Genomic DNA, 14,869 nt, shown 5'->3' with positions numbered 1-14,869 from the left:
AATGAATACAGCTATTGCTGATTATGATTCATGAATTGACCGTCATCTTGCCCAGCCCCGGCAAACGCCGCCTGGGGCGACACACGCGCTTCAGGCAACCTTGTCCGGAAAGGTGTCGCGCAGGGTCTCGCCGATCAGACCGAGAAGGGCCTCCGCCGCAGGGTCCAGCGGGAATCCCTTGCGGGTGATGACGCCGAGCGTGCGGTAGACCACCGGCTCGACCAGCGGCACCGCCCGCAAATGCCCGTCACCGACAAGATCGAAGGCAAGCTGCGGCACCACGGCATAGGCGATCCCGGCCCGGACGAGACTGACGGCGGTGGTCGCGCGCTGGACCTCGTAGCGCCAGATCAGCCGGTCCCGGCGTTCGCCGAGCACGTCATCCACCAGCACGCGGTTGCCGGTCTCGGTGCTGATGCGCACCAGCGGCAGCCCGTCGAGATCGTTCCAGGTCAACGCCGGCCGCTGCGCCGGCGGCTGATCGCGGCGGCAGACCAGAACCAGCGGCTCCCGCACCAGCGGCGCGAGATCGAGATCCCAGCGATTGGCCGCGACGATCGTGATCCCGAACGCCGCCTGGCCGTTCTGGACACGGTCGGCGATCTCGGAAGCCGGATTGTCGAACAACCGCACGCTGGTGCCTGGATAGAGGGTCTGGAACCGCGCCAGCACGCGCGGCAGGCATTTGAGTGCCACGGTCGGCAGGCAGCCGATCGCGATCCGCTCGTCGGAGCGCCGCGCCTGAAGCCGCAGCTCCTCGAAGGCATCGCCGAGTTCATCGAGAAGCCGCCGGGCCTTCGGCAGCAATTCCACACCCGCCGGCGTCAGCGCCACCTGCCGCGTCGTCCGGGCGAGAAGCCGCACGCCGAGCCCCTCCTCCAGCTTGCGGATGCGGTGGCTGAGTGCGGTCTGCGACAGGTTGAGATGCGCCGCGGCGGCGTGGAAGCTGCCGCGCTCGGCGATGCTGAGAAAGGCCTGCAATCCGAGCACGTCGATACGCATGCGCTCCTCCCCGAAGCCCCGAACGGGATCTTGATTCCCGCCATCCTGCCGCAGATCATGCGGCAAAGGCCAGCACCGGCCGGATCCGCGAAAAAACGCCGGCGCAAGAGCGGGAGGAGCTGCATGAGCACGCTGTCGGGCCGGGTCGATCCGATCGTCCGGCCGATCACCGCGAAGGACATCGCCGAGGCGCTCGCGCTCGGCCTGCGCGATTTCCAGGCAAATCCGGCCTATGGCCTCGCCTTCGGGCTGCTCTACGCGCTCGGCGGCATCGCGATCATCGCCTCGATCGCGGCGCTCGGCATGAGCTATCTCGCCTATCCGCTCGCGGCCGGCTTCGCGCTGATCGGCCCCTTCGTCGCGGTCGGCCTCTACGAGGTGAGCCGCCGGCGGGAGGCGGGCGAGGACATCTCCCCCGGCATGCTGTGGCGGGCGATGCGCGGCCGGTCCGAAATCGGCTGGATGGCCTTCGTCACGCTCTTCATCTTCATCATCTGGATGTATCAGGTGCGGCTGCTGATGGCGCTGTTCCTCGGCATCAACGCCTCCTTCGCGACCTTCCGCGACTTCTTCGTCCATGTGCTGACGACAAGCGAGGGGCTGGTATTCCTTGCGGTCGGCAATCTTGTCGGGGCGGCGCTGTCGCTCATTCTGTTCACGCTGACGGTGGTGTCCTTCCCGCTGCTGCTCGATCGCGAGGTGGATTTCGTCACCGCGATGATCACCTCCGTGCGCGCGGTGGCGGCGAGCCCCGGACCGATGATCGGCTGGGCGGCGATCATCGTGCTGCTGATGATCCTCTCCGCCCTGCCGGCCTTCCTCGGCCTGCTCGTCACCCTGCCGGTGCTGGGGCACACGACCTGGCATCTCTACCGCCGCATCGTCACGCCGATGTGATCGGAACCGCGGGTCCGACCGTAATTCTGTCGCGATCTTAACCTAGCGGAAATCCTGCTGGGGGTTTGTGCGGCTAGGCTTCGTCACGGGCGGTTTGGGCCCACGGCTCGTGTCAGGACAGGGTGGGGGTTCGCAATGGCGCCTTCGGCGGTCAGCACGTTCGGTCGGGATCCGCGGATCGATTTCTTCCGCGGTCTCGCGCTGCTGATGATCTTCGTCAATCACATTTCCGGCAATCCCTGGAGCCTCGCGACCCAGCGCTCCTGGGGCTTTTCCGATTCGGCCGAGGTGTTCGTCCTGCTGGCCGGGATCTCGGCGGCGCTCGCCTATGGCCGCTATTTCGACCGGGACGCCTTCGGCGCCGGCAGCTTCGCCGTGCTCTCGCGGATCTGGACGCTCTACATCACGCATCTGATGCTGTTCCTGGTCCTTGCCGGCATCTGCGTCATCGCGCAGGAGCGCTACAACGACACAAGCTACATGGAGGCGATCGGCTTCGACGTCTTCCTCCAGGCGCCGGCGGGCTTCATCGTCGATGTGCTGCGGCTGACCTTCCTGCCCGGCTATCTCGACATCCTTCCGCTTTACATCGTGCTACTCGCGGCGCTGCCGGCCTTGTTCCTGCTCGCGCGCCGGCATTGGGCGCTGCCGCTGCTGCTGAGCGCGGCGCTCTATGTCGCGGTGCATGCGGCGCCGTTCAACCTGCCGAACAGCCGCACGGCGCGGGAATGGTTCTTCAATCCCTTCGCATGGCAGATCCTGTTCGTGATCGGCTTCACGATCGGGCAGGCCCTGCGCGCGCCGGGCGGGCCGCGCCTGACGGTGAGCGCGCGCACGCAAGGGCTTGTGACGCTGGCGGCCGCGCTGTTCTCGATCGTGGCGATCCTCGTCGTCGCGCCCTGGCGGCAATTGCCGGGGCTCGAGAACGTCATCGTCGTCAACCCGGCCTCGCTCGCGACCATCACCAAGACCGATCTCCACCCGCTGCGGCTGATCGACGCGCTGGCGAAGTTCTGGCTTGCCACCCGCCTCGTCGATGCCGGCGCGCGCTGGCTGGCATCGCCCCTCGCCCGGCAGATCGGCGCCGCCGGCCGGCATTCGCTGGAGGTCTTCGCGCTGTCGATCGTGCTCTCGGTCATCGGCGGCATCATCGCCACGCTGCACGGCTTCGCGCCGCTCGCGATCGGGCTCGTCAATGCCGGCGGCATCGCGGCCCTGATCGCGCTGGGCGCGCTGCTCGAATGGCGGCGCGTCACCAATGCCGCGCTGGCCGCCCGCCCGCAACCGGCCATCCCCCTTGCTGGCGACCGGGCCGCATGAGATTCTTCCACCCATGATGCCCCGGCTCGGCCTTTCCGCCTCCCTTCTGGCCCTCGCATTCGCGGCCGGCCTTGCCGGCGCCGCCGAGGCGCCGAAGCGCGGTAAGGCGGGAGCCTTGGCCGGGTCCCTGCCCGCCGCACCACACACGGAAGTGCCGGCCGAACTCGCGCCCCGCCCGCACAGCTTCGCGCCGCCGCGCGACATCGCCCTGACGACGGCGAGCCAGCCGACGGATCTCGCCGCCGCCTCCGATGGTGCGATCTGGTTTCCGGCCTCGGCGCTCGGCGCGCTCGGCCGTCTCGACCGCGCGACGGGCGAGGTGCGGTATTTTCCGCTCGGCACCGGCGCGCGGCCCTATGCGATCGCCGAAGCGCCGGACAGGTCGATCCTCGCCAGCGATCGCGGGCTCAATGTCATCCACCGCCTGAACCCGGAAACCGGCGAGGCGAGCCGCATCGCCATGCCGCCCGAGCTGCCCTTCCTCGATCTCGCCGGCCTGCGTGTCGACGCGAATGGCCGCGTCTGGTTCGTCGGCGCCTCGGGCTGGCTCGGCAGCCACGATCTCGCCACCGGCGTGACGGACGTAACCTCGCATGACGATCTCCAGGGCCTCGCCCTCGGCGCCAGCGCGCCGGGCGGCCCGGTCTGCTTCATCGCCTGGAAATCCGGTCGCATGATCCTGATCGATCCCAGCCGCGCGCGGTTCAGTTCCGCCGCCCTGCCGCCCGGCCAATCGGGCGCGCGGGGCGTTGCGATCGGCCCGCGCGGCGAGATCTGGGTCGCGTTCATGAAAACGCAGACCATCGCCCGCATCAACGGGCGCGGCACCTGGACGATCGCCCGCCTGCCCTGGGCAGAGAGCCGTCCGCAGGCGCTCGCCGTGCGCGCGGACGGTTCCGTGCTGATCGCCGATGCCGGCCGCCGCGCTCTGGTGCGCTATCGCCCGGATCTCGACCGTTTCGACGAAGTGGGCGAACTCGGCCCCGGCGGCAACATCAAGGCCATGCTCGATCTCGGCGATGCAGTACTGGTCGCCGATATGGGCGGGGACCGGTTGCGGCTTTTCCCCGACGCCGGCGCGATCGGGCAATAACGCCGTTCAGTCGCGGCCGCTGGCGTGCGCCGAGGTAAGGGGAAGCGGAGAGGCAAGAGGAGGCGCGGCGGTTCCCTCGCTTCGCTTCAGCATGCCGGCGCGCGCGATCTGCCGGGCAAGCAGCGCGCCCGTACAGAAATGCCCGAGCGTGGTCATGTGCAGCCCGTCCTGCTGCACAAGATCTTGCTCCGTCGCCTCGCGGAGATCCACCAGCCGCTTCATGATCGCCTGGCGGTGGAAATGCATCACGCCCTCGCGCTTGCCCGCCTCGCGGATCGCCTCCTGCATCACCGGCGTGTCGCGGTCGCGCTCGAAGACCGGCGCCATCTGGAGATCGACGAGCACGACCGGAATCCGCAACGCATGCAGCCGGCCGAGCGTGGCGCGCATCAGCTCCACCGAATTCTGCACCCCGTCCATCTGGAGCACGTCATTCGCGCCGAGCTGCCAGACCAGAAGATCGGGCTTCAGGCTGATGACGTCGCGCTCGAGCCGCGCGACCATGCGCGGGATGGTCTCGCCGCCGCGGCCCTTGTTGACGAGTTCCACCGGCGCGAGCACCTGACGCGCAAGTTCCCGCGCGAGCACGGCGGGGAACACCGCTTCCTTCGGCAGGTCCGGCGTGCCCTCGGTCGAGGAAGAGCCGAGCGCAACAATGCGGATCGGCAGGCCGTTCTCGATCTTCTCGGAAAGCGCGGGGATCGCCTTCTCGTCGCCGGCGAGCCCCTGCGCACGCGCGCAACGCCGCTCGAACGCCGCAGCGGGAAGCCAAGCCAGCAGGACGGCCGCAAGGGCGAGCGCGCCCGCGCGCGTCGGGCCAGCGCTCCGGGCCGGCGGATACGCCCGTTTCTGCGGCCTAGCGAAATCCATGCTTCTGTCGAACCCCCTCGGCCGGGCCTGCGCAAGACAGCATACTCAGCCTGCATCCCATGGACCGGAACTACCACAGCCGGCGGCACGAGGCGAGCCCCGGCGGATCAGCGCCCTTCATCACGGTTGATGAGATTCCACGCGAAATCGAGCCAGGCGGCGTCGAAATCATGGCCGCCGGGATGGAGGCAGAGCGCGAGATCCCGCCCGGAGGCGCATCCGGTCATGATGTCGCAGACCAGCGCCCCGGCCCGCCTGGTCCGGCTTGTCTCCGGCCCGCAGCGATTGGCATCCCGCATCATCGCCATGGCGCGGAACACATCGCCCTGATGGAAACGGCCGCGGATCGCGCGGCCCTCCAGCGGCACGACCCGGTCCGCCACGCCATGGATCTGGACCAGGCGCTGCGCACCCGCCGGGCAGCGTCCGGGCTGCGGCAGCCAGAACGTGCCGGCAATGGCGAGGAAGGCGGCGTCATCGTGGCCGCGATGGCAGGCAAGGTTCCAGACCATCGCCGCCCCCTGGCTGAAGCCGGACACGAGGACGCGCCGGGGATCGACGGGAAGGCGCCGTGCGAGATCGGCCCGGATTCGGTCGACAAACGCCAACTCGTCCCGCGCCTGCGCCGGCGAACCGGGATGCGACCAGGTGCCGCCGAGCCCCTCCGGCACCACGAGCAGCACCCCCCGCCGCGCCGTGAACGCGCGAAGATCCTCCCGCGCCACGATCTCGGCGGCATTCTCGCGATAGCCATGGAAATGCAGAAGCACCGGCAATGGCGCAGCGCCGTCCCAGCCGGGCGGAAGCAGGATGCGGTATTCGCCCCCGTCGATCGTGCAGCGCCCCTCCGGCCCGCAGGGCGTCGCTTCCGCCGCGCGCAGCGGCGCCGTGGCGAGAATGGCCAGCAGCGCGGCCAGCGCACGGAGCAGAACGACGCGGAGCATGGCTGGAACCATGCCCCGCCGGTCGGGCAAAGTCAGGTCACGTTCCCGTGCTTACGCCGCGCGGACGGCCGTGAGGAAGCTCTGGACCTCCTGGCGCAGCATCTCGGCCTGCCGGGAAAGATCGCTCGCCGCGCCATGGACCTGGCTCGCCGCGGCGGCCGTGTTCTGCGCGGTGGTGGAGACCTGCGTGATCGAACGCGAGACTTCCTCGGTGCCGGCGACGGCCTGCTGGACATTGGTCGCGATCTCGTTGGTGGCACGCTCCTGCTCGCCGACCGACCCGGAAATCTCCCGCGCCGCACGGTCGATGAGGTCAATCGAGCCGCCGATCTCGCCGATCGCCGCCACGGTTTCGTCGGTGGCGCGCCGGATCGCCGCGATCATCTCCGCGATCTCGGCCGTGGCCTTGGTCGTCTGGCCGGCGAGCACCTTCACCTCGCTCGCGACCACAGCGAAGCCCTTGCCGGCTTCGCCAGCGCGCGCCGCCTCGATGGTGGCGTTAAGCGCGAGCAGATTGGTCTGCTCGGCAATGCCGTTGATGAGCCCCACCACGGTGCCGATCTGCGTCGCGGCATTGACCAGCGCCTGCGCGCTCGCCTCGGTGCCCTTCACGCTCGCCACCGCACCGGCCGAGGCGCGGGTGGAATCCTCGAGAAGCCGTGCGATCTCGCGCGCGGTGCCGGAAAGCTCCTCGCCCGCGGCCGCGAGGCCGTGGAAGGTCGTGGAAGCCTGCGTCGCGGCAGAAGCAACGGTGGAGGCCTCGATCGTGGTGTTCTGCGCCGAACCGGCGAGTTCGTTGGCCGAGGCTTCGAGCTCGCTCGATGTCGAGGAGATCGTCAGCACCACCCTCTCAGCCATATCCTCGAACCGGGCGATCGCCGCCTCGATCTGCTTCTGGCGCTCGGCCTCGCGCGCGAGGCCGGCCTTTGCGGCCTCGTCCGCCGCGACCTTGGCGGCGAGCGCGTCGCGGAAGACCAGCAGCGCACGGGCGATCGTGCCGATCTCATCCCCGCGATTGACGCCTTCCACTGCAGTGTCGAGACGGCCAGCCGCGACACCCTCGACGCTCGCGGTCAACCTCCCGAGCACCCTCGATATATTGGTGCGAAGAGTATATGAAATCGCCATGAAAAGCAGGATGGCCGGCACGATCTGATAGGCGACATCACGAGCGTTCTGCCACAATTGGGCATCGACATCATCAACGTGCAACCCTGCGCCGACAAATACATTTGTCCCGGGAACAAGCGCATTGTAGGCAATTTTTAAAGACTCAAAATCGTTACCGGGCTTCTTCCAATGGTGTTCTGTGAATCCACCCCCGTTTGATTTAACAACCTTTATGAAATCCTGGATTATCATCACCCCGTTCTTGTCTTTGAGATCAAGTTTGCTTGTTCCCTCAAAATCTTTTCGGATCGGGTGCATGATCGACACCCCAGAAAGATCATAGCTGGAGAAATAGTTCCCTCCGTCGAAACGGGAGTCGCGCAGGATATTCGCAGCCCGCTTCGCAGCTTCCGCCTCATCGACCCCCGAAGCCCGGGCGGCCTCATAGGCGGATTTCATGATCGACATCCCCGCCTCAACCGTGTGACGAATCTCTGCCCGCTTCTGATCCAGCAAGGCCTGTCGCATATGCAGCAACCCGAGCGTGATCGCTGCCAGCAACATAGAGATCGCAAGGAATGAGACAGCAAAGAAGCTTCTGGCTACAGACAACCTGTGCAACATAGATCGAATCCCCCCCCATTCTAGGTCCCCACAACAATTTTTGGCTGTAATTGCAGATTCCTGTGATATAAACTACAAATCAGCAATGCGATAATATGCAACACATGCCGAGGCATGGTTTAAAATCGATCCGCGCGACACAAAAATCCTGATTCCTGCACCCTCCACGGGAAGTATCTGGTGCAGATAGGTTAATATCAGCTAAAGAGCGCTTGCAGCAGTGAACATCCAAGAAACAGGAAATTGAATACCAAGTATCACAACCTTGGCGCGATCTTGTTGTCAGGAATCTTACCTTCAGAGCGCATCCTAGCCAATCAGCTGAAGAAAGCGCGGGGCAGATCGGAAGATCCGGAAGCTCCCGCGCGTCACGCCCGGCATGCGGCATCGCAACCCGTCACCCCATGGTCGGGATCACGAAGCTCGCGCCGTCCTTGATGCCGGACGGCCAGCGGGAAGTGACGGTCTTGGTCTTGGTGTAGAAGCGGAACGCATCGGCGCCGTGCTGGTTGAGATCGCCGAAGCCGGAGCGCTTCCAGCCGCCGAAGGTGTAATAGGCAAGCGGCACCGGGATCGGCACGTTGACGCCGACCATGCCGACCTGGACCTTCGCCGCGAAATCGCGCGCGGCATCGCCATCGCGCGTGAAGATCGCGACGCCGTTGCCGTATTCATGATCGTTGCAGAGCTTGAGCCCCTGCTCGTAATCCTGCGCGCGCACCACGGAGAGCACGGGCCCGAAGATCTCCTCCTTGTAGATCTTCATCTCCGGCGTCACCTCGTCGAACAGGCATCCGCCCATGTAGAAGCCGTTCTCGTAACCCTGCATCGTGAAGCCGCGGCCATCGACCTTCAGCTTCGCGCCTTCGCGCACGCCGAGATCGACATAGGCCTTCACCTTGTCGAGATGCGTCCTGGTCACCAGCGGGCCGAAATCGGCGGAAGAATCGGTCGAGGGGCCGATCCTGAGCGATTCCACGCGCGGGATGAGGCGGCGCACCAGTTCGTCGGCCGTCTTCTGCCCCACCGGCACCGCGACCGAGATCGCCATGCAGCGCTCGCCCGCCGAGCCATAGCCCGCGCCGATCAGGGCATCGACCGCCTGGTCCATGTCCGCATCCGGCATCACGATCATGTGGTTCTTGGCGCCGCCGAAGCATTGCACGCGTTTCCCATGCGCGCAGCCGGTGGTGTAGATGTATTCCGCGATCGGCGTCGAGCCGACGAAGCCCACCGCCTTGATGTCGGGATCGGTGAGGATCGCGTCGACCGCCTCCTTGTCGCCGTTGACGACGTTGAAGATCCCCGGCGGCAGCCCGGCCTCGATGAAGAGTTCCGCGAGCCGCATCGGCACGCCGGGGTCGCGCTCGGAAGGCTTGAGGATGAAGGCATTGCCGGCCGCGATCGCCGGGCCGGCCTTCCAGAGCGGGATCATCGCCGGGAAGTTGAACGGAGTGATGCCAGCGACCACGCCGAGCGGCTGGCGCATCGAATAGATGTCGATTCCGGGGCCGGCGCCCTCGGTATATTCGCCCTTCATCAGATGCGGCGCGCCAAGGCAGAATTCGATCACTTCAACGCCACGCTGGATGTCGCCCCTGGCATCGGCGATCGTCTTGCCGTGCTCGCGGGCGAGGATGTCGGCAAGTTCGTCGTTGTGCCGCGCGACGAGGTCGAGAAACTTCATCAGCACGCGGGCGCGGCGCTGCGGGTTGGTCGCCGCCCAGCCCGGCTGCGCGGCCTTCGCATTCTCCACCGCCGCGCGCAGCTCCGCCTTGGTGGCCAGCGCCACTTGCGCGCGCACCGAGCCGTCCATCGGCTGGAACACGTCGGCCATGCGGCCCGAAGCGCCGGGAACATGCCGGCCGCCGATGAAATGTCCGTAGGTGATCATGGTTTCCTCCTTCATGCGAAGCGGGCGGCGGTGTCGGCGAGCGTCGCGCGCGCCTGCGCCCAATAGGCGGTGATCAGGTCTGCGGTCCGGCCGGGGCGCAGCGCGTGCACCCCCTGCCCCGCCCAGAGCGAGAGCATGTCCGCGCGCCCAGCCCGCGCCGCGGCGGCGCGCAGCTCCTGCGTCAGCGCGTTCTGGATCGGGTAGACGGGGATCTCGGCGCCCGCCATCTCGCGCATGAAGCGGTTCTCGATGCCGCGCGCATAACGGCCGGAAAAGGCCCGCGTCAGCCGCGAGGAATCGCAATCCTGGCCGGCAAGCGCCGCGCGCCAGGGCGCGGAGACAGCGCTTTCCTCGGCGAGCAGGAAGGCCGTGCCCATCTGCGCCGCCTCGGCGCCAAGCGCCAGGACCGCGGCGATCGAGGCTCCGTCCGCGATGCCGCCGGCGGCGATGACCGGCAGGCCGAGCTGCGCCCTGACCGCCGAGACGAGGCTCAGCGTGCCGACGAGACTCTCCTCGACCGGGCGGAGAAAGGTGCCGCGATGCCCGCCGGATTCGAATCCCGAGGCGCAGATCGCGTCGGCGCCGATGGCGGCCCAGGCGCGTGCTTCGGCGAGCGTTGTCGCCGTGCCGACAACCCGGGTGCCGCGCGCCTTGAGCCGCGCGCATTGCTCGGCCGAAAGGATGCCGAAGGTGAAGCTCGCCACCGGCGGCGCCGTCTCGACCAGCACGGCGAATTGCGCGGCGAAATCCTCGGCCCATTTGTTGGGGATCGCCTGCTCCGGCAGGCCGAGTTCGGCACGCCACGGCGCCAGCGCCGCCATGGCGCGGGAAACCTCCGCCGGGTCCGGCGCCGCGGGGTCGAGCACGAACAGGTTGACGATGAAGGGTTTATCCCCCACCGCCTCCCGGATCTCGCCAATCGTCTGCCCGAGCGCCGCCGGCGCGAGGCCCGCCGCGCCGATGGCGCCGATCGCCCCGGCTGTCGAAGCGGCGATCGCCATGGCTGGGGTCGAGGCGCCAAGCATGGGCCCCTGGATGATCGGAATCTCGGCGCCGAACATGGCCTGCCCTCCGCGATGCCCGCATTGACGGGCCGCTGGTCCTGCCGGATGTCGTCGCACATGCATTTGCGCATCTCAATCCTTGCATCCGCGTCTCCGTTCTGCGAATTTAAACATATGGATTGGGATGATGTCCGCGTGTTCCTCGCCGTTGCCCGCCGCGGCCAGTTCCTTGGCGGCGCGCGGGCGCTGCGGATCAACCAGGCAACCGCCGCGCGCCGCATCGTCGCGCTGGAGGCCAGCCTTGAGACGACGCTGTTCGAGCGTTCGACCAGTGGCGTGCAGCTCACCGAATCCGGCCGGGCGCTGCTCATCCATGCCGAGCGGATGGAGAGCGAGATGCTTCAGGCCGAGGCCGATCTCCGCCGCAAGGATGTCGCGCTGTCCGGCGCGGTACGGATCGGCGCACCGGATGGTTTCACCACCTATTTCCTCGTCGATGCGCTGCGCGGGCTCGTCGAGCGTCATCCCGGCATCGAGATCCAGCTCGTGCCGATGCCGCTCGCCGCGAGCCTCGCCCGGCGCGAGGTCGATATCGCCGTCACGCTTGACGAACCCGCGGCCGGCCGCGTGGTCGCGCGCCGGCTCACGGATTACGAACTCGGCATTTTCGGCGCGACGCGCTATCTCGACCGCCACGGCCGGCCGGAGCGGGTCGATGACCTCGCCCGCCACCGGCTGATCGGCTATGTCGAGACCTATGCCTATTCCACGGCGCTGAACTACATCGCCGACCTGTTCGGCGGCGCCCGGACCAGCTTCGATTGCGCGAGCGCCGTCGGACAGGTCGAAGCGGTGCGCGGCGGCCTCGGCCTCGGCGTGCTGCACCAGTTCATCGCCCGCCGCATGCCCGGGCTCGAACCCGTCCTGCCCGAGCGTCGCGCCGTCCGCACCTATTGGCTGGTGATCCACGAGGATGTCCGCGCCCTGGGCCGGATCCGCGCCGTGGTCGATCATCTCGTCGCAGAAACGCAGGCGCAGCGCCACGCCTTTCTGCCCGCCCGCTGAACGGGGACTTGCGGGACGTCGTTTCCGCCGCCATTGTCAATTGGCCTGACCAATTCCAGCGCCCAAGAACCAAGCCCGAGACAGGTCCGCCATGCCAGCCGCCGCCCGCACGCTCCGCCTCCACGCCCAGGACAATGTCCTCGTCGCGCTCGACGTGATCGAGCCCGGCGCCGCCCTGCCGGACGGGGTCATCGCCGTCGACCGTGTGCCGCGCGGCCACAAGATCGCCGCCGCGGCGATCCCCGCCGGCGCCGCGGTGATGAAATTCGGGCAGATCATCGGCTTCGCGAAGGAGGCCGTGCCACCCGGCGCCTGGCTGCACGAGCACAATGTCGAGATGCGCGACTTCACCCGCGATTACGCCTTCGGCGCCGAATATCGCCCGACGGCGATGCGCCCCGAGCCGGAACGCGCCACCTTTCTCGGCTATCGCCGCGCCGATGGCCGGGTCGGCACGCGCAATTACATCGGCATCCTGACCAGCGTGAACTGCTCGGCCTCGGTCGCGACCTTCATCGCCAGGGAGATCGAGCGTTCGGGCATCCTCGCGGATTATCCCGAGGTGGACGGCGTGATCCCGCTCGTCCATGGCGGCGGTTGCGCGCTCGACGTCAAGGGCGAGGGCTACGAGGTGCTCAAGCGCACCCAATGGGGCTATGCCACCAACCCCAATATGGGCGCGGTGCTGATGGTCGGCCTCGGCTGCGAAGGCTTCCAGATCGGACGCTGGAAGGAGGCCTACGGCATCACGGAGAGCGAGACCTTCCGCTCGATGACGATCCAGGAGGTCGGCGGCACCAAGAAAACCGTGATGAAGGGCGTGGCGGCGATCCGCGAGATGCTGCCGGCAGCGAACCGCGCCCGCCGCAGCCCGGCTCCGGCCGCCGAACTCGTGCTCGCGCTGCAATGCGGCGGCTCGGACGGCTATTCCGGCATCACCGCCAACCCGGCGCTCGGCGCGGCGGTCGATCTGCTGGTCGCCGAGGGCGGCACGGCGATCCTCTCCGAGACGCCGGAAATCTACGGCGCCGAGCACCTGCTGACCCGCCGCGCCGCCAGCCGCGAGATCGGCGAGAAGCTCGTCGCGCGCATCCGCTGGTGGGAGGATTACACCCGGCGCAACCGCATGGAGATGAACAACAACCCCTCCCCCGGCAACAAGCTCGGCGGCCTCACGACCATTCTCGAGAAATCGCTCGGTGCCGCGGCCAAGGGCGGCACCACCGCGCTGACCGCGGTCTACGAATATGCCGAGCGGGTGGAGGCGAAGGGCATGGTCTTCATGGATACGCCCGGCTACGACCCCGTGGCCGCCACCGGCCAGGTGGCGGGCGGGGCGAACATCCTCGCCTTCACCACTGGCCGCGGCTCGGCCTATGGCTGCAAGCCGACGCCCTCGATCAAGCTCGCGACCAATTCGGCGATCTACACCCATATGATCGACGACATGGACATCAATTGCGGCGATATCCTCGACGGCGTGTCGATCGAGGCCAAGGGCCGCGAGATCTTCGATACGCTGCTCCGGATCGCAAGCGGCGCCCGCTCCAAATCCGAGCAGCTCGGCTATGGCGACGCCGAATTCGTGCCCTGGACGATCGGCGCCACGATGTGAGGCGCCGCCCGCCCGGCCGGGCTATTTCATCACCCCGAGATAGCGCGGCAGCCAGAGCGTGATCTCGGGAATGAAGGTGATCGCGATCAGCGCCGCGAAGAGCGGCACAAGCCAGGGCAGGATCGCCATGGTCGTGCGCTCCACCGAAAGCTTCGCCACCCGGCTCAGCACGAACAGCACCATGCCGAGCGGCGGATGCAGCAGCCCGATCATCAGGTTGAGCGTCATGATCAGCCCGAAATGAACGGGATCAATGCCGAGCTTGAGCACGATCGGCAGCAGGATCGGCACCAGGATGCTGATCGCGGCGATTGTGTCGAGGAAGCAGCCGACGAACAGCATCAGCAGGTTGACGAGGATCAGGAACACCCATTTGTTCTGGGTGAGCGAGAGAATGGCGTCGGACAGGAGTTGCGCCGCCTGGCTGACGGTGAGGAGCCAGGCGAAGATCGACGCCGCCGTGACGATGAACAGCACGCTCGCCGTGGTCTCCACCGTGTCGAAGGTCGCCTTGGCGAGGGTGCGCAGCGTCATCGAGCGATAGCGGACGAGACCGAGGAACAGCGACCACATCACCGCCGCCACCGCGGCCTCCGTCGGCGTGAACCAGCCGAGCGTCATGCCGCCGATCAGGATGATCGGCGTCATCAGCGCCATCACGGCGGAGAACTTGAAAAGATAATCGAGCAGCAGCACCGCCCCGAGCGCCAGGAAGATCGCCGCGTTCTGCGCGACACCAAGCCGCTCCAGGATCACCACCGCCACCGGAAAGGCGAAGACGACGATGATCTCGACGAAGGCCCGCGCGATCTTGCCGAGTTCGAACGGCGCATCCGACCCCCAGCCCCGGAGCCGCGCGAAGACCGCAACCGTGATCATCATCAACAGCGTCATCATCACGCCGGGGATCACACCGCCGAGGAACAGCGAGCCGATCGAGACATTGGCCATCATGCCGTAGATCACGAAGGGCAGGCTCGGCGGGATGATCGGCCCCAGTGTCGCGGAGGCGGCGGTCACGCCCACCGCCACCTCGACCGGATAGCCGTGGTCCTTCATCGCCTTGATCTCGATGGTGCCGATGCCGGCCGCATCCGCGATCGCGGTGCCGCTCATGCCGGAGAAGATCACCGAGCCGATGATGTTCACCTGCGCGAGCCCGCCGCGCATCCAGCCGACGAGCGCCACGGCAAAGGCGTAGATCCGCCCCGTCACCCCGGCGATGTTCATCAGGTTGCCGGCGAGGATGAAGAACGGCACCGCGAGCAGCGGGAAGGATTCGACGCCGGCAATCATCCGCTGCGCGACGATCACGTCCGGCGCGCCGCCATAGGCCGCAAGATAGAGCAGCGAGGCCGAAGCCATCGCAATGGCGACCGGCACGCCGAGCACCATCAGCAGCAGGAAGGAACCAAGCAGGACCAGCATGGC

The 14,869-nt window shown here is 67.3% G+C and carries 12 protein-coding genes; 5 read left to right on the top strand and 7 right to left on the bottom strand.

The window, feature by feature from the left end; genetic code table 11:
* Positions 1-90: 90 nt before the first annotated feature.
* On the bottom strand, positions 91-1,002 hold the full coding sequence (locus FWJ24_RS04520; protein ID WP_150286550.1) for a LysR family transcriptional regulator: 912 nt from the start codon (positions 1,000-1,002) through the stop codon (positions 91-93).
* A gap of 123 nt (positions 1,003-1,125) precedes the next feature.
* On the opposite strand from FWJ24_RS04520, the gene FWJ24_RS04515 reads away from it, so the two are divergent.
* The 3 genes from FWJ24_RS04515 (at position 1,126) to FWJ24_RS04505 (ending at position 4,312) form a co-directional block, all read left to right on the top strand.
* Positions 1,126-1,899, top strand: coding sequence for a DUF2189 domain-containing protein (locus tag FWJ24_RS04515; protein WP_150286549.1), 774 nt, complete (start codon positions 1,126-1,128; stop codon positions 1,897-1,899).
* Positions 1,900-2,034: 135 nt separating this feature from the next.
* A complete protein-coding gene (locus tag FWJ24_RS04510) occupies positions 2,035-3,219 on the top strand; it encodes an OpgC family protein (protein ID WP_150286548.1) in 1,185 nt (394 codons plus the stop codon).
* 13 nt (positions 3,220-3,232) lie between these two features.
* Positions 3,233-4,312, top strand: a complete 1,080-nt coding sequence (locus FWJ24_RS04505) for a Vgb family protein (RefSeq protein ID WP_150286547.1) — start codon at positions 3,233-3,235, stop codon at positions 4,310-4,312.
* A gap of 6 nt (positions 4,313-4,318) precedes the next feature.
* Here FWJ24_RS04505 and FWJ24_RS04500 read toward each other — a convergent pair whose 3' ends face one another.
* The 5 genes from FWJ24_RS04500 to FWJ24_RS04480 form a co-directional block, all read right to left on the bottom strand.
* Positions 4,319-5,182, bottom strand: coding sequence for an SGNH/GDSL hydrolase family protein (locus tag FWJ24_RS04500; RefSeq protein WP_150286546.1), 864 nt, complete (start codon positions 5,180-5,182; stop codon positions 4,319-4,321).
* A gap of 107 nt (positions 5,183-5,289) precedes the next feature.
* A complete protein-coding gene (locus FWJ24_RS04495) occupies positions 5,290-6,126 on the bottom strand; it encodes a CE1 family esterase (RefSeq protein ID WP_166443586.1) in 837 nt (278 codons plus the stop codon).
* Between the two features lie 51 nt (positions 6,127-6,177).
* Positions 6,178-7,764 carry a methyl-accepting chemotaxis protein gene (locus FWJ24_RS04490; protein ID WP_281291941.1) on the bottom strand — a complete coding sequence of 529 codons (1,587 nt, stop codon included), beginning with the start codon at positions 7,762-7,764 and terminating at the stop codon, positions 6,178-6,180.
* Positions 7,765-8,257: 493 nt separating this feature from the next.
* Complete coding sequence (locus FWJ24_RS04485) at positions 8,258-9,754, bottom strand: CoA-acylating methylmalonate-semialdehyde dehydrogenase (protein ID WP_150286543.1); 1,497 nt, start codon at positions 9,752-9,754, stop codon at positions 8,258-8,260.
* An 11-nt stretch (positions 9,755-9,765) separates the two neighbouring features.
* On the bottom strand, positions 9,766-10,815 hold the full coding sequence (locus FWJ24_RS04480; protein WP_150286542.1) for an NAD(P)H-dependent flavin oxidoreductase: 1,050 nt from the start codon (positions 10,813-10,815) through the stop codon (positions 9,766-9,768).
* 117 nt (positions 10,816-10,932) lie between these two features.
* Here FWJ24_RS04480 and FWJ24_RS04475 point away from each other — a divergent pair, with 117 nt between their 5' ends.
* On the top strand, positions 10,933-11,823 hold the full coding sequence (locus FWJ24_RS04475) for a LysR family transcriptional regulator (protein WP_150286541.1): 891 nt from the start codon (positions 10,933-10,935) through the stop codon (positions 11,821-11,823).
* A 91-nt stretch (positions 11,824-11,914) separates the two neighbouring features.
* On the top strand, positions 11,915-13,438 hold the full coding sequence (locus tag FWJ24_RS04470; protein WP_150286540.1) for a UxaA family hydrolase: 1,524 nt from the start codon (positions 11,915-11,917) through the stop codon (positions 13,436-13,438).
* A 21-nt stretch (positions 13,439-13,459) separates the two neighbouring features.
* On the opposite strand, the gene FWJ24_RS04465 is transcribed toward FWJ24_RS04470, so the two are convergent.
* Complete coding sequence (locus tag FWJ24_RS04465) at positions 13,460-14,866, bottom strand: TRAP transporter large permease (RefSeq protein WP_150286539.1); 1,407 nt, start codon at positions 14,864-14,866, stop codon at positions 13,460-13,462.
* Between the last annotated feature and the right edge of the window lie 3 nt (positions 14,867-14,869).

Origin of the sequence: Rhabdaerophilum calidifontis, from assembly GCF_008641065.1 — a bacterium.
GTDB classification, from domain to species: Bacteria; Pseudomonadota; Alphaproteobacteria; order Rhizobiales; family Beijerinckiaceae; genus Rhabdaerophilum; species Rhabdaerophilum calidifontis.
This window is presented reverse-complemented; position numbering and strand designations above follow the sequence as displayed.

Bases quoted from the DNA above. Each gene is read 5' to 3' on its own strand.
- FWJ24_RS04475 (WP_150286541.1), top strand. From the start codon at position 10,933: ATGGATTGGGATGATGTCCGCGTGTTCCTCGCCGTTGCCCGCCGCGGC.
- FWJ24_RS04485 (WP_150286543.1), bottom strand. From the start codon at position 9,754: ATGATCACCTACGGACATTTCATCGGCGGCCGGCATGTTCCCGGCGCT.
- FWJ24_RS04490 (WP_281291941.1), bottom strand. From the start codon at position 7,764: ATGCGACAGGCCTTGCTGGATCAGAAGCGGGCAGAGATTCGTCACACG.
- FWJ24_RS04465 (WP_150286539.1), bottom strand. From the start codon at position 14,866: ATGCTGGTCCTGCTTGGTTCCTTCCTGCTGCTGATGGTGCTCGGCGTG.
- FWJ24_RS04505 (WP_150286547.1), top strand. From the start codon at position 3,233: ATGATGCCCCGGCTCGGCCTTTCCGCCTCCCTTCTGGCCCTCGCATTC.
- FWJ24_RS04500 (WP_150286546.1), bottom strand. From the start codon at position 5,182: ATGGATTTCGCTAGGCCGCAGAAACGGGCGTATCCGCCGGCCCGGAGC.
- FWJ24_RS04495 (WP_166443586.1), bottom strand. From the start codon at position 6,126: ATGCTCCGCGTCGTTCTGCTCCGTGCGCTGGCCGCGCTGCTGGCCATT.
- FWJ24_RS04470 (WP_150286540.1), top strand. From the start codon at position 11,915: ATGCCAGCCGCCGCCCGCACGCTCCGCCTCCACGCCCAGGACAATGTC.
- FWJ24_RS04510 (WP_150286548.1), top strand. From the start codon at position 2,035: ATGGCGCCTTCGGCGGTCAGCACGTTCGGTCGGGATCCGCGGATCGAT.
- FWJ24_RS04520 (WP_150286550.1), bottom strand. From the start codon at position 1,002: ATGCGTATCGACGTGCTCGGATTGCAGGCCTTTCTCAGCATCGCCGAG.
- FWJ24_RS04480 (WP_150286542.1), bottom strand. From the start codon at position 10,815: ATGTTCGGCGCCGAGATTCCGATCATCCAGGGGCCCATGCTTGGCGCC.
- FWJ24_RS04515 (WP_150286549.1), top strand. From the start codon at position 1,126: ATGAGCACGCTGTCGGGCCGGGTCGATCCGATCGTCCGGCCGATCACC.